General features: G+C 58.2%; 11 protein-coding genes. 6 read left to right on the forward strand and 5 right to left on the reverse strand.

What is annotated here, in order from left to right:
* Positions 1-325 precede the first annotated feature (325 nt).
* The 4 genes from J7413_RS16070 to J7413_RS16085 all read left to right on the forward strand — a co-directional run bounded on the left by J7413_RS16070 (position 326) and on the right by J7413_RS16085 (position 4,384).
* The gene (locus J7413_RS16070; protein ID WP_209100010.1) at positions 326-1,624 is read left to right on the forward strand and encodes an AAA family ATPase; all 1,299 of its coding nucleotides are present in this window, start codon (positions 326-328) and stop codon (positions 1,622-1,624) included.
* A 468-nt stretch (positions 1,625-2,092) separates the two neighbouring features.
* On the forward strand, positions 2,093-2,362 hold the full coding sequence (locus J7413_RS16075; RefSeq protein ID WP_209100012.1) for a phosphopantetheine-binding protein: 270 nt from the start codon (positions 2,093-2,095) through the stop codon (positions 2,360-2,362).
* An 8-nt stretch (positions 2,363-2,370) separates the two neighbouring features.
* On the forward strand, positions 2,371-3,603 hold the full coding sequence (locus J7413_RS16080; RefSeq protein ID WP_209100014.1) for a beta-ketoacyl-[acyl-carrier-protein] synthase family protein: 1,233 nt from the start codon (positions 2,371-2,373) through the stop codon (positions 3,601-3,603).
* Positions 3,596-4,384, forward strand: a complete 789-nt coding sequence (locus tag J7413_RS16085) for a MaoC/PaaZ C-terminal domain-containing protein (RefSeq protein ID WP_209100016.1) — start codon at positions 3,596-3,598, stop codon at positions 4,382-4,384. The genes J7413_RS16080 and J7413_RS16085 overlap by 8 nt, the downstream gene beginning before the upstream one ends.
* Before the next feature lie 23 nt (positions 4,385-4,407).
* Here J7413_RS16085 and J7413_RS16090 read toward each other — a convergent pair whose 3' ends face one another.
* Complete coding sequence (locus J7413_RS16090) at positions 4,408-4,797, reverse strand: DUF3307 domain-containing protein (protein ID WP_209100018.1); 390 nt, start codon at positions 4,795-4,797, stop codon at positions 4,408-4,410.
* Positions 4,798-5,034: 237 nt separating this feature from the next.
* Here J7413_RS16090 and J7413_RS16095 point away from each other — a divergent pair, with 237 nt between their 5' ends.
* Positions 5,035-8,055 carry a cyclic nucleotide-binding domain-containing protein gene (locus J7413_RS16095; RefSeq protein ID WP_209100020.1) on the forward strand — a complete coding sequence of 1,007 codons (3,021 nt, stop codon included), beginning with the start codon at positions 5,035-5,037 and terminating at the stop codon, positions 8,053-8,055.
* An 18-nt stretch (positions 8,056-8,073) separates the two neighbouring features.
* Here J7413_RS16095 and J7413_RS16100 read toward each other — a convergent pair whose 3' ends face one another.
* The 4 genes from J7413_RS16100 to J7413_RS16115 all read right to left on the reverse strand — a co-directional run bounded on the left by J7413_RS16100 (position 8,074) and on the right by J7413_RS16115 (position 14,801).
* Positions 8,074-11,433, reverse strand: coding sequence for an error-prone DNA polymerase (locus J7413_RS16100; protein ID WP_209100022.1), 3,360 nt, complete (start codon positions 11,431-11,433; stop codon positions 8,074-8,076).
* Positions 11,430-12,845 carry a DNA polymerase Y family protein gene (locus tag J7413_RS16105; RefSeq protein WP_348538771.1) on the reverse strand — a complete coding sequence of 472 codons (1,416 nt, stop codon included), beginning with the start codon at positions 12,843-12,845 and terminating at the stop codon, positions 11,430-11,432. The genes J7413_RS16100 and J7413_RS16105 overlap by 4 nt, the downstream gene beginning before the upstream one ends.
* On the reverse strand, positions 12,736-13,431 hold the full coding sequence (locus J7413_RS16110) for a hypothetical protein (RefSeq protein WP_247743568.1): 696 nt from the start codon (positions 13,429-13,431) through the stop codon (positions 12,736-12,738). Before J7413_RS16110 ends, J7413_RS16105 begins: the two co-directional genes overlap by 110 nt.
* A 311-nt stretch (positions 13,432-13,742) precedes the next feature.
* Positions 13,743-14,801, reverse strand: coding sequence for an alpha/beta hydrolase (locus J7413_RS16115; RefSeq protein WP_209100026.1), 1,059 nt, complete (start codon positions 14,799-14,801; stop codon positions 13,743-13,745).
* A 121-nt stretch (positions 14,802-14,922) separates the two neighbouring features.
* Here J7413_RS16115 and J7413_RS16120 point away from each other — a divergent pair, with 121 nt between their 5' ends.
* Positions 14,923-15,513 (forward strand): TetR/AcrR family transcriptional regulator, encoded by a 591-nt coding sequence (locus J7413_RS16120; RefSeq protein WP_209100028.1) that lies wholly within the window; start codon positions 14,923-14,925, stop codon positions 15,511-15,513.
* Positions 15,514-16,271: the final 758 nt, after the last annotated feature.

Consider the following 16,271-nt stretch of genomic DNA (forward strand, 5'->3'; position numbering starts at 1 on the left):
CAAGGCCGCTCAACCGAGCGGCCTTTCTCTTTTCCCACCTGAGCTGCATAGCCATCTCCCCCAAGCCGTCACACCACTAGGAACCCGCATAGCCCCACCGCAAGGATCGCGCCCGACCCCGAGGGCGGTTCAACGTTATCTTATTGCTGTACATGAGTGTTGAGGCCCAACAGGCACAATAGTTTGAAAATCTCCGCTACTGCGCTGACCTGGGGAGTATGGTCTGGCACTTACCGACTTAACTGGTTTGTGAGCCAATTCATCGCGTTGAAATCATACTTAATGCCTTTTAAGAGGAGTAACTAACTCATGGAGCACTCTAAAGATGATTTTTGGTGGACGTCCCGAGCCTGGCCAAGTTTTTACGCCTCGCTCTTCAGATGTAAATGCTGACATGTATGTCGCGCGCGTCTCATTGGAGAAGAAGCTAAATCGGGCGATAAATGGCTCCCAGCACGTTCTGATTTGTGGCGACAGCGGAAACGGAAAAACCTGGCTCTACAAAGAGTACTTTACAAAGCATAATGTTGCTTATCGCACTGTTGATCTATCCATAGCTATTACTGAAGGCTTAGATCAAGCGCTTCTCAAGTCTCTTCCCTTCGAGCAGTGGGAAGAAGTAAAGAAGATTGAGAGACAGTCTTTGCAGGCTAATTTAGTGGTCGCGAAGCCAGCGGAGCAAAGGACCATTGAGTTTCAAAAAAAACAGTCGGACTCCCTTGAACTCGTACTTCAGAGCTTGTCTCAAGAGAGAGGTAAGCGAAGGTTCTTGGTTTTTGACAACTTTGAGCAAGTTTCGAGGGTAGACAACTTAGTCCAGCAGATAGCGAGCCTTATAATTCGCTTGGATAATGAACACTTCTCTGCTTTTGGTGTTAGGTTTCTTTTCGTGGGGGTCGTTTCTGACATGAAAGAAATTATTGCTCGTCATGATTTCGCTGGAACCATAGCAAATAGGCTTACGGAAATTCCCGAGGTAGAGCGGTTGACGCCATTTGAGGCGGAGGACCTCATAGTTCGGGGGTTGGAAGAAAAGCTAAGAATTAGTTTCGATATGCCACTAGAAGAAATCGTCAGGCAAATTCAGTTCCAGACAGATAGAAATGCGCAGCAAATTCATGAGCTTGGGTATCAAATCGCATGTGAGGCTCAGGAGAATGGCTGGCGGTTAAGTCCAGAAGGTATGAAAAGAGCTGAGCAGGATTGGGTCGATACCTCTTTAGGCCAGTTTACCGCGCAAATTGAAGGGCGTATGAACAAGCGTGACACTAAGATCCAACGAAAAAACCAAGTTTTGTTTTGTTTAGGGGCTAACGAAACGAACAGCATTCGCGCGACTCAAATCGAGGAAATGATCAGAAAGTTCTTTCCTGACAAAGTTTCCGCTGGACAGCTTGGGGTCGACCAAATCCTCTCGGGCCTTGCTGAAGGCGATAATCCTATTTTGATTAGGAATCCAAACGACCCTTCGTACCGTTTGGCAAACCCCAAATTTAGGCTCGCTTTAAGGGCAAGAATGAAGGAGCTTACTCCCAAAAAGGCCCCAACAGTCGATGAACTGATGAGCTTGCTTTTGGATATGGTTGAAAACAATGAGACCGAAGATCATACGCTAAATTTCTAGTTGCGGTGATCGTAGTTCTCTGACTTGGAGCGAAACATGAGTTCCACTAATTCACCACAGAAACGGTCCACCGGACCGTTTCCAAGACGCGGCTCACCATAAAGCTAACTCCATCCTCCCCCAAAACCCCCGCATCGCTCACCTTTCCAATTCCATCCCCAACCTATCCACAGGAAACCCACAGGCTTGCCCCGCGTCTTATCCCCAGTCAGGGATCTTCGCCCGCGCCGCACGGGCAAAGCCGCCGACAGTACACCGCCGTGATACCGTCGCGATACCTCTGCAATACCGACGCGTTACCGACACGATGCAGGCACGCGTTACCAACACGATACAGACAGCGGATTTGCGCGTGTTTCGGGCCATCTTCATCTGGCAAAATCTGTGCGAGCCACCTAATGTGAGGCCCAAGCACCCATGTGACGTGGGCCAATTGAACACAAGACTTTGACGACTGGAAGGACACCAATGAGCACCGATCGCGAGACGCTAACGCGGGAACTACTGGAGATGGTGGCCGAAGAAGGGATGATCGATCCCTCTGAAATCACACCAGAAAGACCGCTTGAAGAGCTCGATATCCAGTCTGCGGATTTTGTGATGATCCTCATGGCGATTGAAGAGAAATACGGCGCTTATGTCTCTGTCGACAACGAGCTGACCGATGTGGTGACCGTGCAGGATCTGCTGGATCTGGCGATTTCCAAAATCGAAGCGCACCAAGCTGAGGAGGCGTGAGCCACCCAATGGTGCGAAATGCTTCTACCCGCGTCGTCGTCACCGGCCTCGGCGCCGTTTCCGCCTGTGGCCTCGGTGCTGAGGCGCTGATTGAGGCCACGCAATCTGGAAATTCCGGTGTAAAACCAGTGACTTTTGACGCGCTCGACATTCAGCGCGTGAAAACCGCGGGCAAGATTGGCGAGGCGGATCTGGCCGAAATTCTGGGCGACAAACCCCACCGCATGCGCGAACCCGTCGCCGAATATGCCCTTGCCGCCGCCCGCGAAGCGGTGGCCCACGCTGGGCTGACAGAGGCGGATTTTGGCGATGCCTGCGGGGTTTCCATCGGCTCAGGCTTTGGCGGTGCGCAGACGCTGAACAAAAACTACCTCAAGTTTGGCGCCGAAGGCTCCATGCGGCTGGATCCCATGGCGGTACCCAAGATCATGAACAACGCCGCCGCCAGCTGGGTCTCCATGGAGTTTGGCGCCACCGGCCCCGCGCTTTGTCTCGCCACCGCCTGTTCCTCGGCCAGCCAGTCGATTGGCATGGGCATGCAGATGATCGCCTCCGGCCAAGTGGAGCGCTGCCTTGTCGGCGGCTCCGAGGCCTGTCTTGAGGCCGGTGTCTTCCGGGTCTGGGAGCTTTTGCGGGTCATGACCGCTGATCTCAACCGCCCCTTCAGCAAAGACCGCAACGGCATGATCCTGGGCGAAGGCGCAGGCGTTTTGGTGCTGGAAAGCCTTGAGTCGGCACAGGCACGTGGCGCCAATATCCTCTGTGAAATCAGCGGCTTTGGCACCAATTCGGATGCCGGTGACTTGCTGCGCCCGGATCCGGAACGCGCCGCATCCTGCATGCGTATGGCGCTACGCCAGGCGGGACTAGAGCCTGATCAGATTGGCTATGTGAATGCTCATGGCACCGGCACGGTGGCCAATGACGTGAACGAGGTCAAAGCCCTGCGTGATGTCTTTGGCGAAGAGCTGGCTGGGGTGGAGATTTCCTCCACCAAACCTGTGCACGGCCATGCGCTTGGCGCGGCAGGCGCGCTGGAGCTGATCGTGGCCATCGGCGCGCTTTTGCGCCAATCCGCGCCGCCGACTTTAAACTTCACAGAAGTCGATCCCAAGATCGGGCTGGAACCGGTGCCAAATGCGGCGAAAGGCATGCCGCTCGAGGCCGTGATGTCGAACTCTCTGGCATTTGGCGGCATCAATGCCACTTTGATTGCACAGGCGTTTGAGGCAGATGTCTAAGGCAGGCACAGTGACGAAGCTGGTGCTGCAGCAAGGCGTGGCGCCCGCGCAGGAAGCCGCGCTGGCCACACTTCTGGCAGAGCTGACCGTGGCCCCCGCACCGCAGCTCGCCCCGATCACCAGCAAGGTTCTGCTGCTTGGAGATGCGGCGCTGGCGGATGTGCGGCGTGCCCTGCGCGCCCCACTTGGCACCCACGCGGTGCAGGAATCGCAGAGTTTTCTCAATTGCCAAGACGCAGCCATTCATGCCGGTCATGAAGTGGTCCTGCATGAGGCACGCACAGAAGCTGCCGCGAGTTTTCGCTTTGGTCTGAGCGATGCGGGGGCGCAGATGGAAACCCGTGTGAAGTTTCTGTCCGCCACTCAAATTCGCGAGATGAGCCCGCCGCAGTTTGCCGAACGCATGGCGCCGCCGACTGCCGCGATAACAGAGGTGGCGCCGCTGACCTCTGATGTTGTTGCGCGCTATCTGGCGCTCGCTCATGACGACAACCCGATTCACACAGATGACGTGATTGCAAAGGTTGCGGGCTTTGACGGGGCAATTGTGCCGGGCATGTTGTTGTGCGCCCTGTCTGAGGCGCTCTGCCGTGCGACAGGGGGCAGCTTGCAGATTTCTGATGTGCGGGCACGGTTTTTGTCGGCAGTGCGGGTCGGGGCTTCGGTGCGCTGTATCGTGTCGCCCTTTGCCGGAGGGGCAACACAGAAATCACGCGTTTTTGTGGTCGGCGTTGCGGACCAGATTCATGCAATCATTGATGTGTTTGGGGCGAAGACCTGATCAACAAACGCGCAGCCGCGGCTCTAAGCTGTGAGGCAGGCAAAATAGGCCCATGTCATGACCAGATAGGTCAACTGATGCAGCGCCTGATCAAATCCCATGGCATACCAATACATCGGCTGCTCAGGGGTCAGGGCGCGGTCCACAGAGAATCGCGCTTTGCCCCAGTCGATGTGAAAGTGAACAATGAACTCCGCGAGCACCATCCAGAAAATCACCATTGGACCTGTGCCAAAGAGCGCCAGCACAACAACAGAGAAAACGGCGTGAATGCCGGCATGCTGGGCCCGGCCCATATGCCAATAACGCTCGCGTCCCATGATCATTTTGGCGTTCTGCAAAAAGAAGTCCGCCACCAGATGTTTGATCTGAAATGCAGCGACCAGCAAAAGTATGGTCGTGATTTGGTCCATAGACCTAAGCCCCATGATGTATTCGACTTTCCGAGACTAGCCGCAGAAGTCCGCCACCGCAAACCTATGTTTTATGACGATAGCACTTGCCGATTAAGAAACCGTTTGAACACAGGGGGGATGCATTGATAGCATCTGCTGGAATTGCGGGCGTTTGCCCGTCGCCCAAGACCGGGAGTTGAGGTCATAGAACGCTCGCTGTTTTCCTTTATTTGGAAGTTCTCAAAACGCGATCAGATGGTGCTTTTGGCACTGACCGCCTGTCTGTTTCCGTTGCAGTTTCTGACGCTGGAACTGCCCAAGCGGATCATCAACGACGCCATCGACGCGGATCAAGATTTCATCGATGTGCTCGATTATGAGATGACACAGGAAAACTTCCTGATCATGCTCAGCTGCTTCTTTTTGCTCTCGGTCCTGTTTCACGGTTTGATGAAAATGCGCATCAACACCATGAAGGGGGTGTTGTCTGAACGCATGCTGCGCCGCTATCGCTTTACGCTGATTTCGCGGATCACACGGTTTCCGCAGCCCTACCTGCGCCGCACGTCACAGGGTGAACTGGTCTCCATGATCACCGCAGAATCAGAGCCGCTCGGTGGTATGATGGGCGATGCGATCAGCCTGCCGGTCATGCAAGCCGGTCAGATGATTACCATCCTGAGCTTCCTGTTTTTGCAAAACGTCTGGTTTGGCTTTGCGGCGATAGCGCTTATTCCTGTGCAGGCGTGGCTCATTCCCAAACTGCAGCGCCAGATCAATCTGCTCAACAAAGACCGCATTCAACAGGTCCGCAAACTGGCCGCTGAGATCGGCGAAACCGCCGCAGGCGCGCCAGAATTGCGCGTGAATGGTGGCTGGCGTTTCCGCATGGCGCAGACCACACGCCGTCTGGGCACACTCTTCTTGATCCGTCTGGATATCTACAAGAAGAAGTTCTTCATGAAGTTCCTCAACAACTTCATCACACAGCTGACCCCGTTTTTCTTCTACCTCATCGGTGGCCTTCTGGTGATCCGTGGGCAGGTTTCGCTGGGCGCGCTTGTGGCGGCGCTTGCGGCCTACAAAGATCTGTCCTCCCCATGGAAAGAGCTGCTGAACTACTACAATCGCGTCGCTGATCTGTCGCTGCGCTGGCATCTGATCGGGGATCGTTTTGATCCAAGTGGCATGGTGGATGAAGCCTTGATTGAGGGCGAGCCGGACACCATTCCGCGTCTGTCTGGTGAGATCCATCTGGATAAAGTTTACGTGCGCGATCACGACGGGGACACCGTGCTGGAAAATATCTCCACCACGATCCCACAGGGCAAAGTCGTTGGGATTCGTTCGATCGATTCTGAGGAACGGCGCGCCTTGGCGGAACTGTTCACCCGTGAAATCCTGCCAATGAGCGGCAGCCTCTCGGTTGGCGGGGAGAAGCTCAACGATCTGCACCAGCGGGTGATTGCCAGCCGCATCGGCTATGCCGACCCGTCACCTTATGTGTTTGAAGGCACCTTTGGCGACAATGTGATGATGCCGCTCAAACGCGCGCCGCACGCCGATCTGCCAGACCCGCATGGCCCAGCGGAGGACAAACAGCGCGCCTACGAAAGCCGCCGCACCGGCAACAGCACGGACCGGCTTTTTGCCGATTGGGTCGACCCTGATCTGGCGGGGTTTGCGGACACCGACGCGGCCCATCACTTCTGGGTGCAACTGATGGATGCCACCGGCGCGGGCAATGCCCTGTTCCGGCGTGGTTTGGATCAGGTCTTTGTCGAAGCGGATCACCCGGAGCTTGCACAAATGCTGGTCCGGCTGCGGCTCAAAATTTATGAAGCCTTGGAAAATGCGGGCTTGTCCAAAGCCTACTATCGATTTGATCCGGATGAATATAACCCCGCGCTGCCCGTCGCCGCGAACCTGTTCTTTGCCACCCCTCTGCGCGAATTAGAGGAACCCGAACCTGAAGAGGTCAACGCCTTCCTTGATTTGCTGCATGAGCTTGGCATCGAAGACGGCATTCTGCGCATGTCGCGCGAAGTGATTGAGATGCTCAATCAGACCTTTGGCGTCGATGGCACCGACCATCCCTTGTTCCAGCAGCTGGGCCTCAGTGCGGATGCCTTCACGCGCAATGTGGAGCTTGTGGGCAAAAGCCGCGAGGTCGGACTGGCCAATATGGCGCGTGAAGAGCTTGGGCAAATGCTCAATCTGCCGTTCTCTGTGTCCGCCGAACGTATTGGGCCGGGCTTTGGCAATGATCTGAAACAGACCATTCTGGAGCTGCGCCACAATGAGGCAGAGAAGCTCTCTGAATGGATGAGCACCTTCCTCGCGCCCCTTCAGGAAGGGCGTTACGCGCCCGGCCTGACGGTTTTGGAAAACGCGATCTATGGCAAGCTGTCGGCCTCAGCGGGCGGGCGTGGTGAACAATTGCGCGATGTTGTCTCCCAGATCCTCAGCGATGCGGGCCTGAAGGATGAAATCGCTGAGCTGCTCTTTGCGGTGCCCACGGGCATTGGCGGCGCCAATCTGCCCGGTGCCTTTGCCGAACCGCTCGCCATCAGCCGCGCCGCGATCAAGAAACCGGATCTTCTGATCCTCAACCGTTGCCTTGCCGCCTACGAGGAAGGGCAGGCTGCGGAGATGATCCAAAACCTGCGCGCCCTTCTGCCCAACACGACCATGGTGTTTCTGGAAGAGGAGTTTGAGGATCAGGACAGCTTTGACATGGTTCTGGAGCTGGAGCACGGTCGCCTGAAAGATGGCGAAGCGGTGGATATTGAAGACACGGAAAATGCCGCCAGCGCTGACCTGCGCCGCAAGATGCGCGCGCTGACCTCTGCCGATATGTTTGCCGGTCTGTCCCGTCGCCAGATGCGCCTGCTGGCCTTTGGTGCGCAATGGCATCAGGAAAAGGCAGGGGACTATGTTTTCCATCAGGGAGATGATCCGGCGGATGGGGCTTATCTGATCCTCGAAGGCACGGCCGGGCTTGGCTACCACACCCCCGATGGGGAGGCACATGAGGTGGCCGAAGCTGGGGCAGGCACCTTGGTCGGCGAGCTCGCTCTGCTGCGCAAGGAAAAGCGGGCGCTGGATATGTATGCCAAAACCGATATGGAAATGCTCCGCCTTGGGGAGACAGAGTTCATGGCCGTGGTGGAAAACGATGCCTCTACCGCGTTCCGCATTCTGCAGACCGTGTCGGGCTATGTTGGGGCGCTCAGCCGCCGGCAGGAGCAGAGCGACGCCAAGGACGACAGCTGATCCTTCGCGCCTACCGGCTTAGTGAAAGTCCCGGCTCGGAAACAGGCGCTTGGCCTGATCGCGCGGGTGCATGGCACGCGCCGGATAGCGGGATTGTTTGGGCACATCATCGGTGCGCGCGCCCTCCGCACTGAGCGCTTCCGGCAGCGGATGTCCCAGCTCAGACAGCCGGTAGGACATATCCTCTATGTCTTGGGCAATCAGATGCACCACAATGCCCTCACGTTGCAGATAGCCGCGCACCCGCAACAGCCGCCCGCCCATGACCACGCGGCGGAATTGTTCATAGACCTTGGGCCAGACCACCACATTGCTCACCCCGGTTTCATCCTCAAGCGTCAGGAAAATCACGCCAGAGGCGGTGCCAGGGCGCTGGCGGGTGATCACCAATCCGCACACGCTCTGCTGGCCAAGAGGCACCGTCGCCAGCTCCGCATGGGGGGTGAGGCCGGGCAGGGCGGGGCGCAACAGCTCCATGGGATGGGCGCGCAGCGTCAAACGGGTGGAGACGTAATCCTCCACCACCTCTTCGCCCAGATGCATATTGGGCAGCTGGGTTTTGGGCTCGGCGATGCTTTCCCCATCAATCGGGTCATTGAACAGGGGCAAGGGTTTTTGGCTGCGGATCGCCTTCACCTGCCAGAGCGCATCGCGCCGGGTGAGGTTCATGTCACAAAACGCATCCGCCTCTGCCAGCCGGATCAGCACATCCGGTCGCAGCCCCGCACGCAGCCACAGCGCTTCGGGGTCGCGATAGCCATTGCCGCGCGCCGCCACGATCCAGCCTGCATCTTCTTCGCGAAACCCTTTGATCTGGCGAAAGCCCAGTCGCAGGGTCAGCGTGCCATCGCTGCGCCGCTCCAATGTGTTGTCCCACTCCGAATGGTTTACACAGATCGGCCGCACCTCAATGCCATGTTCGCGCACATCGCGCACAATTTGTGCCGGGGCGTAAAACCCCATCGGCTGCGAATTGAGCAGCGCACAGGCAAACACCGCAGGGTGGTGGCATTTTAACCAGGCAGAGACATAAGCAAGCATGGCAAAGGCCGCCGCATGGCTTTCGGGAAAGCCATAATCCGCAAACCCTTCAATCTGGGAAAAACACCGCTCTGCAATCTCCGGGCTGTAGCCATTGTTCAGCATGCCCTGCACAAATTTGTCCCGAAAGGCGCCAATCGTGCCCATCCGCCGAAAGGTGGCAAGGGAGCGGCGCAGATGGTCGGCCTCTTCCGCAGAGAACCCCGCGCCAACCACGGCAATCTGCATGGCCTGCTCCTGAAACAGGGGCACCCCCAGCGTGCGCGCGGTGACCTTTTCCAGCGCGGGACCCAGCGGTTCGGCTTGCTCCAGCCCATTGCGGCGGCGAATATAGGGCTGCACCATATCGCCCTGAATCGGGCCGGGGCGCACAATCGCCACCTCAATCACCAGATCGTAGAATTCGCGCGGGCGCATGCGGGGCAGGAAATTCATCTGCGCGCGGCTTTCCACCTGAAACACCCCCACTGCATCCGCCCGGCACAGCATGTCATAGGTCGGCGTGTCCCCTTGTGGGATGCTGGCGATGCTGTGGTCGATCTGCTCATGGCTTTGCAATAGGGCAAAGGATTTGCGAATGCAGGTCAGCATGCCAAGGCTCAGCACATCGACTTTCAAGATGCCAAGTGCGTCGATGTCATCCTTGTCCCATTCAATCACGGTGCGGTCGTCCATCGCGGCGTTTTCAATCGGTGCCAACTCATCCAGCCGCCCGCGCGTGATGACAAAGCCGCCCACATGTTGGGACAGATGACGCGGAAAGCCGATGATTTCCGCAATCAGTTGAATGGTCTGCATCAGGCGGCGGTCCTCCGGATCAAGCCCCAGCTCGCGCATCCGCTCCAGATCCACACCGCCGTTGCTCATCCCCCAGATCTGGCTCGACAGACCCGCTGTCACATCTTGGGACAACCCCATGACCTTCCCCACCTCCCGGATCGCTGCGCGGGAGCGGAAATGAATCACCGTGGCGCAGAGCCCGGCACGGTGGCGGCCGTATTTCTCATAGATCCACTGAATGACCTCTTCGCGCCGCTCATGTTCAAAATCCACATCAATATCCGGCGGCTCGCCCCGGTATTTGGAGACAAAGCGCTCAAACACCATGCTGATCATATCCGGGCTCACATCGGTGATGCCCAGGAGATAACACAGGATCGAATTGGCTGCCGAGCCGCGCCCCTGACAGAGGATGCCCTGAGAGCGGGCAAAATGCACAATGTCACGCACGGTCAGGAAATAGGCCGGAAAGTTCAGATCTTTCACCACCGCGAGCTCTTTGTGCATCAGTGTCACGGCCTTCTCCGTTGGGCCATTGGGATAGCGCCGCTTCAGCCCCTCCTGCGCCAGTCGCTCCAGCCGGTCCTGGGGGCTTTCGCCATCCACCTCTTCATAGGGGTAGTCATAAGACAGCTCGCCCAGATCAAAATCACACCGATCCGCAATCTCCAGCGTGCGGCGCAGCGCGCCGGGGTGGTCGCGAAACAGCCGCGCCATATCCGCCCCGGTTTTCAGACGGCGCTCGCCATTGGGCAGCGCGCGGGTGCCGATCTGATCAATGGTGATATGATGGCGCATACAGGTCAGTACATCGGCCAACTGTCGGCGGCTGGCGCGATGCATCAGCACATCGCCCACCGCCACCATCGGGGCAGAAGCCGCCAAGGCCACCCGCGCGCAGGCCGCCAGATAAGCCTGATCGCTGCCGTCATATTTTGGCGCGGCTCCCAGAAAGACATGTCCCGGAAACTGGGGTTGCAGCCTGCGAATGTCCGCCAATGCGGCGCGCAGGCTCTTTTGGGGCAGGGCGATCAGGATCATGCCTCGGCACGCGGTTTCCAGATCCTGCGTATAGAGCGTGCATTGCCCTTTCTCCGCCCGCCGTTTGCCAAGGGTCAGCAGCCGGGTCAGCCGCTCATAGGCGGCGCGGTCCCGCGGCAGCGCCAGCCACTCCACGGTGCTGTCCACCAGCACCAGACGCGCGCCGACAATCAGCTTGGGCAGGGCTGTGACGTCCGGTTTTTCAATCGGTGTGCTGGGGCCAACGGTCTGGCGCGAGGAGGCATCCACCTGTTGCTGGGACCGGATCTGCAGCGCTTCATCCTTGTCGCGCTGCATCTGTTTCAGCGCACTCCACGCCCGCACCACCCCGGCCAGCGAGTTGCGATCTGTCAGCGCAATCGCGGGCAGGCCCAGCTCTGCGGCCCGCGCCATCAGCTCTTCGGGATGAGAGGCCCCGGTGAGAAAGGTGAAATTGCTGGTTACACAAAGCTCGGCATAGCTGGCGGTGCCAGCTTCCATGCCTTTGGGGCGCGGGGGGCGTGTGTTTTGGCTCATGCAAATTCCCCCTGCACAAACCAGCCGGGGTTTTGTGGCGTGTAAAACAACCACAGCCGCCGCCCCTCTTTGGTCTCCACCCGCCAGTAATCGCGCAACCCGCTGCGCCAGGCGTCATCCTGCAGCCACCATTCCGGCGCGATGCGTTCCGGGCCAACGGCACGCCCCGTGCGCAAAACCATGCGCCGCCAGCGAAATTGCTTGGGCGGGCGCGCCCCGCTGGCGGCAATGGCTTCGGGCGGAAACAGCGTCAGCGGGCGCGGCTGATGCGTGCTCCAGGCGCTGCTGGGCGCGGAATAGGCCGCCGGCGCAATCAGAAAGCTGCGCTCGGGGATATGGCTGTCTGCGGGCAGAAAGCGCTGGATATTGTCGAGCCCAATCCGGGTGCCAATCCGGGTGATGAGATCATCCAGCTGGTCTTTGCCGCGATCGGCCACATGGCTGATCTGCTGCACCGGCAGCGCCGCGACCTGCGTCGCCTCCAGCCGCAGCTGATCAATGCCAAAGCCTGCCTCCACCGCGGCCAGACCGCGCTCAAACAGCGGCAGAATGCGGGCCGCATCGCGCATCGGGCGCGCCAGACGCAGCTCCACCTGCTGATGGCCCTGATCCACCCGCCGCAGGGTGACGCAGAGCACCCGCGCGCCCATGTCCTGCGCCTTGAGCTTGGCACACAGCTGGGTCAGCAGCCGCTCCGTGCCCGCCATCACATCTGCCAAAAGGCCAATCGGTTCTGGCAGGGTCATCCGCACGCCATAGTGAGGGGGCTCCGCCAGCGGGGTGATCTCTTCAGGCTGCGTCCCAAGCGCCTGATCCAGCCGCCGCAGCACCTCCAGCCCAAAGCGGCGCGTCAGCGGCGCGCGCGGGGCCTGCGCCAGCGCGCCAATCTCGCGCAGCCCCAAGCGCTGCAAGGCCACCGATGTGTCCTCAGGCAGGCGCAGCGCCGCCACGGGCAGAGATTTCAGCGCTTCAAGCATCGCGCCGGGCGGGGCGCTGCCCTCCCGATAATGGGCCAAAGCCCAGGCCGCGCCACGGGTGTCGGCCACGCCAATGCACGCGCCAAGCCCCACCCGCGCCAGCCGCGCGCGCATATCCGCCACCATCGCGGCCTCGCCGCCAAACAGATGCGCCGCCCCGGTGATGTCCATCACCAGACCGGCCTCACCTTCCAGCCCCACCCAGGGGCAATAGCGCGTCGCCCAACGGCGCAGCATATGCAAAAACCGCGCATCCCCCGCCGGATCCGCCGGTCCGCTTTGCAGATCGGGGCAAAAGGCCCGCGCATCTGCATAGGACATGCCCTTATCCAGATTCTGCCGCGCGGCCTCCGCGTTCAGGCAGTAAATCCGGTTGGTGTTTTGTTGTTGAAGCGTCAGCGCAAACGGCCCGGTCACCGGGCGCTGGCGCAGCACCCGGTCTGTCGCCAGCCGGGGGAACCACACAGATACGACGCGACGCTGCATCCCATCGAACATGCCAACTTCCTAATGTTCCTGATTTGTTCTTTTTAAGATCCCACTGCTGCAGAGTCGAGTCCTGTCTTCCTGGTGTTGTCCCCGCGTCGGGCTCAAACACCGGCAGGCACTGCCAACGCGTTTCCGCCGCATTACTGCCCATGGCCTCCGCCCCGATCAGCGCCAGCCCCGTGGCGTTGCCCTCCCGCGCGGCCAGTTGCAAACGCCGCCCTTCGGTCAGACCCACGGGTTTGCTCAACTCAATCACCACCACAGCCGCCGCCCCAGAGCGCAGCGCATCTTCGGCCACCGCCAACGCCTCAAGCTGATCTTTAGTCTGGCACAGGATCAGCGTGGCAGGGTCCAGAAATGCGGCCATACCCACAGGGTTGATCTGCTCCAGCCGCCAGCCCTCGCGCACCCAGATCACATGGCCCCGGCACAGCTGCACCAGTGCGCAGGCAAACACCGGCGCACCCGCACCATAGGCCTCATGCATGCGACCTTTGGTCAAAGACAGGAAGGGCAGCGAAGAATCTGTCATGCCCCCAGTATAGAGCGATAAGAACAAAAATAGAACATTTGGGGCGCGCAATGTCAAAAGACAGGTGCGCATGCGGGGAGCCGCCACTGGCCGCACCCTGCCAAATGCTGCGTGCCGGGCTTGCCGCACCAACGCCTGCGGGCGGCGCAGTCGCATGCGCCGCCTCCAAAGCGGGAGAACATAAGTGAGCTCTATGCCGAAAGCCGTTTGCGTTTATCTGAGGCGTGCGCATCGCTTTTCGCGTTCAGCTGAATGGACGAGGCTGCGAGCAGGCGACTCAAATCAAACGCAAACGGCCATGGGGTTTCACGTCATGCGTTGAAAAAATCAGCAACAGCGTCGGTGGACGCCTTCACAGCCTCCGGCTTGTGGTAAAAGTCCACGTGGCTGAATTCATCAAAGGCCAGCTCTGTGTGCGTGTTTGTCAGCTTTTCCACGAATGCGGTAGAGCAGATCGCCGTGACGGCATTTGTGCCATAGATGGTCAGCGATGGTTGCACGATCTTGTCGGCATATGCCTCACACAGTGAAAACAAGGATTGCATGGGCTGATCGCCGATATGCATGTTGGTGTAGTTTGGAACCGCAACCGGCCCTTTGGCACCATCGCGCCCGTAGTAGTCATAGGTTTCCCCGGCCATCGGGTTGATGCCCAGATCAATAAACTCTTGTCGCGACATCTCGTCGTTCAGGCCAAAGGGCGCAACATAGTCCGGCTTGCCAGTCTCATACTGCTTCTGCATCGAAGCGTTTGCCGCAGCGATCATCTGATTGGCCATGTCGCGGTCTGTCCACTGGAAGGCGTCCGAAGCCATCATTCCCGAAACCATGGCGATTTTCTTGATGCGGTGGTCGGTCACTGCGGCAGAGGCGATGGTTTGGCCCCCCTGGCAGACGCCCAGACCATAAATCTCTTCCACAAAGGGCAATGTGCCCAGATAGGACACCGCGTCCCAGGTGTTTTCGATCAGGCGGAAATTGTAGCGCGATTGCATGAACTCACCGGGCAGCGCAGGGCTATCGCCCATACCCAGATAGTCAAAGCCCAAGTAAATGAACCCACGTGCGGCCATTTCCGGGCCATACGTGGCTGGGATCTGTTCTTTGACCTGTGGGAATGGGCTGGCGCCCACGATGGCTTTATACGTCTTGCTCGCGTCGAAGTCTTCGGGAAGGTAGAGATCAGCGGCCAGATCCAGACCAAAGGATTTGAAGGTTACATTGTTTTTGCCAGCGGTGAGGGTCATGTCAGAATATCCTTTTTGTGTCGGGAGTGAGGTTTGCTTGGCGTGTGCCTGCCAGCCTGTAAGGGCCAGCAGGGATGCGATAGATGCGGTTTGAAGTGCGCGGCGACGGGAAAGATGGATCATGTGATGCTTCGCGTTTGCGGGGAGGGCTGGATTGTGGTTTGATAAAGTAAATTGCACTGTTTACTTAGTACTTGGATGGGCTGTTTGTAAATGGTCTTGTTTACTTGGTGGTGGGGAATTCATGAAACGTACTGAAAAGAAAAGAAAAGATATTATCGACGCTGCGATTGAAGAGTTTCGCGCGCAGGGGTTTCTGGGGGCAAAGACAACCTCGATCGCCAAACGCGCAAACGTATCGAGTCGCACGCTCTACAATCATTTCGAGAGCAAAGAGGCCCTGTTTGAGGCGATTTCTGAGATCATGATTGAACGGAACGGGCGTATGGACCCGGTGCCCTACGATCCGGATCGTGACTTTGTAGAGCAATTGAAGGACGCGCTGAGGCAATATGTTGCTGTGATCACTGAGGAGACCGCACTGGGCCTGAACCGGATGGTGATGTCTGAACTCATTCGGGATCTCGACCGGTCCAAGAAGTTCTTTGCGGAAACAGAAACCCATGCTTATCCGATCACCAGACTGATCAGTGAAGCGATGGAAGCGGGGGTGATCCGCACCGCTGATGCGGGCTATGCGACCAATCAGTTGCTTGTGCTTGTGAAGGGCTTCTTCTTTTGGCCGGAGTTCTTTCTTGGAGAGACACCCACGCCGGCAAGCACATTGGACGACTGTGTTGCAATGTTCATGGCGCATTATACGCCAGACAGCTGACGCAAGTCTGGCGCGCGTTCTGTTGTCCCCCTTTTTGTCACAAGGGGTGGTCGCTGCCGCCACATCAACCCCAGCCGACGTTGCAGGCTGACATATGTCTGCGCCTCCAGCGAGACGCGCGCCTTTCCCTGATCGGTCAAAGTAGGGTTTTGACCTTTCCCCGCTGAGCCAGGTCAACGGTAAGTGTCTCCCCGACGCCCCGGGGCAATGTGCTTGGCGGTACGATAGGGCGGGGAAGGGGGCTGTGCTTGATGCTTTTGTGTACTAACTGTGTGCGGCGTTGTGTTTTCACTTCATATATCCTGACACCACCGCACGCCGTATTCACGTTTGCCCCTTCCTTCTTGCATGGCAGCGTTAGGCACGGGGCAGCCCTTTTTGTTTCTTCCCCGTTGCGCTCTGCGGCATCTCCCGCGCGCTGGTCCTCGCGGGTATATTGTTCCACCGCTGTGATACTGTCGTAATGCCGACGCGATACTGACGTTGCTTGCGGGTGTTGCATGGGGTGTTTTGGGAGATTGTTCTGATTTTTGTTGTGAGTCTTTGGTGAGTCTGTGTGTTGTTTTGTGGATAAGTTGTGTTTTGTGAGTTTTGGGCTGGATTTGGGCGATGTGTTGGTTGTGTGATTTTGTGTAAGGTGTTGTTATTGTTTGGTTTTGTAAGTTTTTTGTGATTTTTTGGAAAAAGTTGGAAAAAGCGCTTGCGGCTTTTGGGTGATAACCTTAGAACCCCCTTCACCGGCGGCGCTGAGGCGCACA

Source organism: Shimia sp. R10_1, assembly GCF_017744095.1.
Classification (GTDB): Bacteria; Pseudomonadota; Alphaproteobacteria; order Rhodobacterales; family Rhodobacteraceae; genus Shimia.

What these genes read in the sequence shown, in the direction of transcription:
- J7413_RS16070 (WP_209100010.1), top strand. Translation starts at nt 326, where the DNA reads ATGATTTTTGGTGGACGTCCCGAGCCTGGCCAAGTTTTTACGCCTCGC.
- J7413_RS16075 (WP_209100012.1), top strand. Translation starts at nt 2,093, where the DNA reads ATGAGCACCGATCGCGAGACGCTAACGCGGGAACTACTGGAGATGGTG.
- J7413_RS16080 (WP_209100014.1), top strand. Translation starts at nt 2,371, where the DNA reads ATGGTGCGAAATGCTTCTACCCGCGTCGTCGTCACCGGCCTCGGCGCC.
- J7413_RS16085 (WP_209100016.1), top strand. Translation starts at nt 3,596, where the DNA reads ATGTCTAAGGCAGGCACAGTGACGAAGCTGGTGCTGCAGCAAGGCGTG.
- J7413_RS16090 (WP_209100018.1), bottom strand. Translation starts at nt 4,797, where the DNA reads ATGGACCAAATCACGACCATACTTTTGCTGGTCGCTGCATTTCAGATC.
- J7413_RS16095 (WP_209100020.1), top strand. Translation starts at nt 5,035, where the DNA reads ATGGTGCTTTTGGCACTGACCGCCTGTCTGTTTCCGTTGCAGTTTCTG.
- J7413_RS16100 (WP_209100022.1), bottom strand. Translation starts at nt 11,433, where the DNA reads ATGAGCCAAAACACACGCCCCCCGCGCCCCAAAGGCATGGAAGCTGGC.
- J7413_RS16110 (WP_247743568.1), bottom strand. Translation starts at nt 13,431, where the DNA reads ATGACAGATTCTTCGCTGCCCTTCCTGTCTTTGACCAAAGGTCGCATG.
- J7413_RS16115 (WP_209100026.1), bottom strand. Translation starts at nt 14,801, where the DNA reads ATGATCCATCTTTCCCGTCGCCGCGCACTTCAAACCGCATCTATCGCA.
- J7413_RS16120 (WP_209100028.1), top strand. Translation starts at nt 14,923, where the DNA reads ATGAAACGTACTGAAAAGAAAAGAAAAGATATTATCGACGCTGCGATT.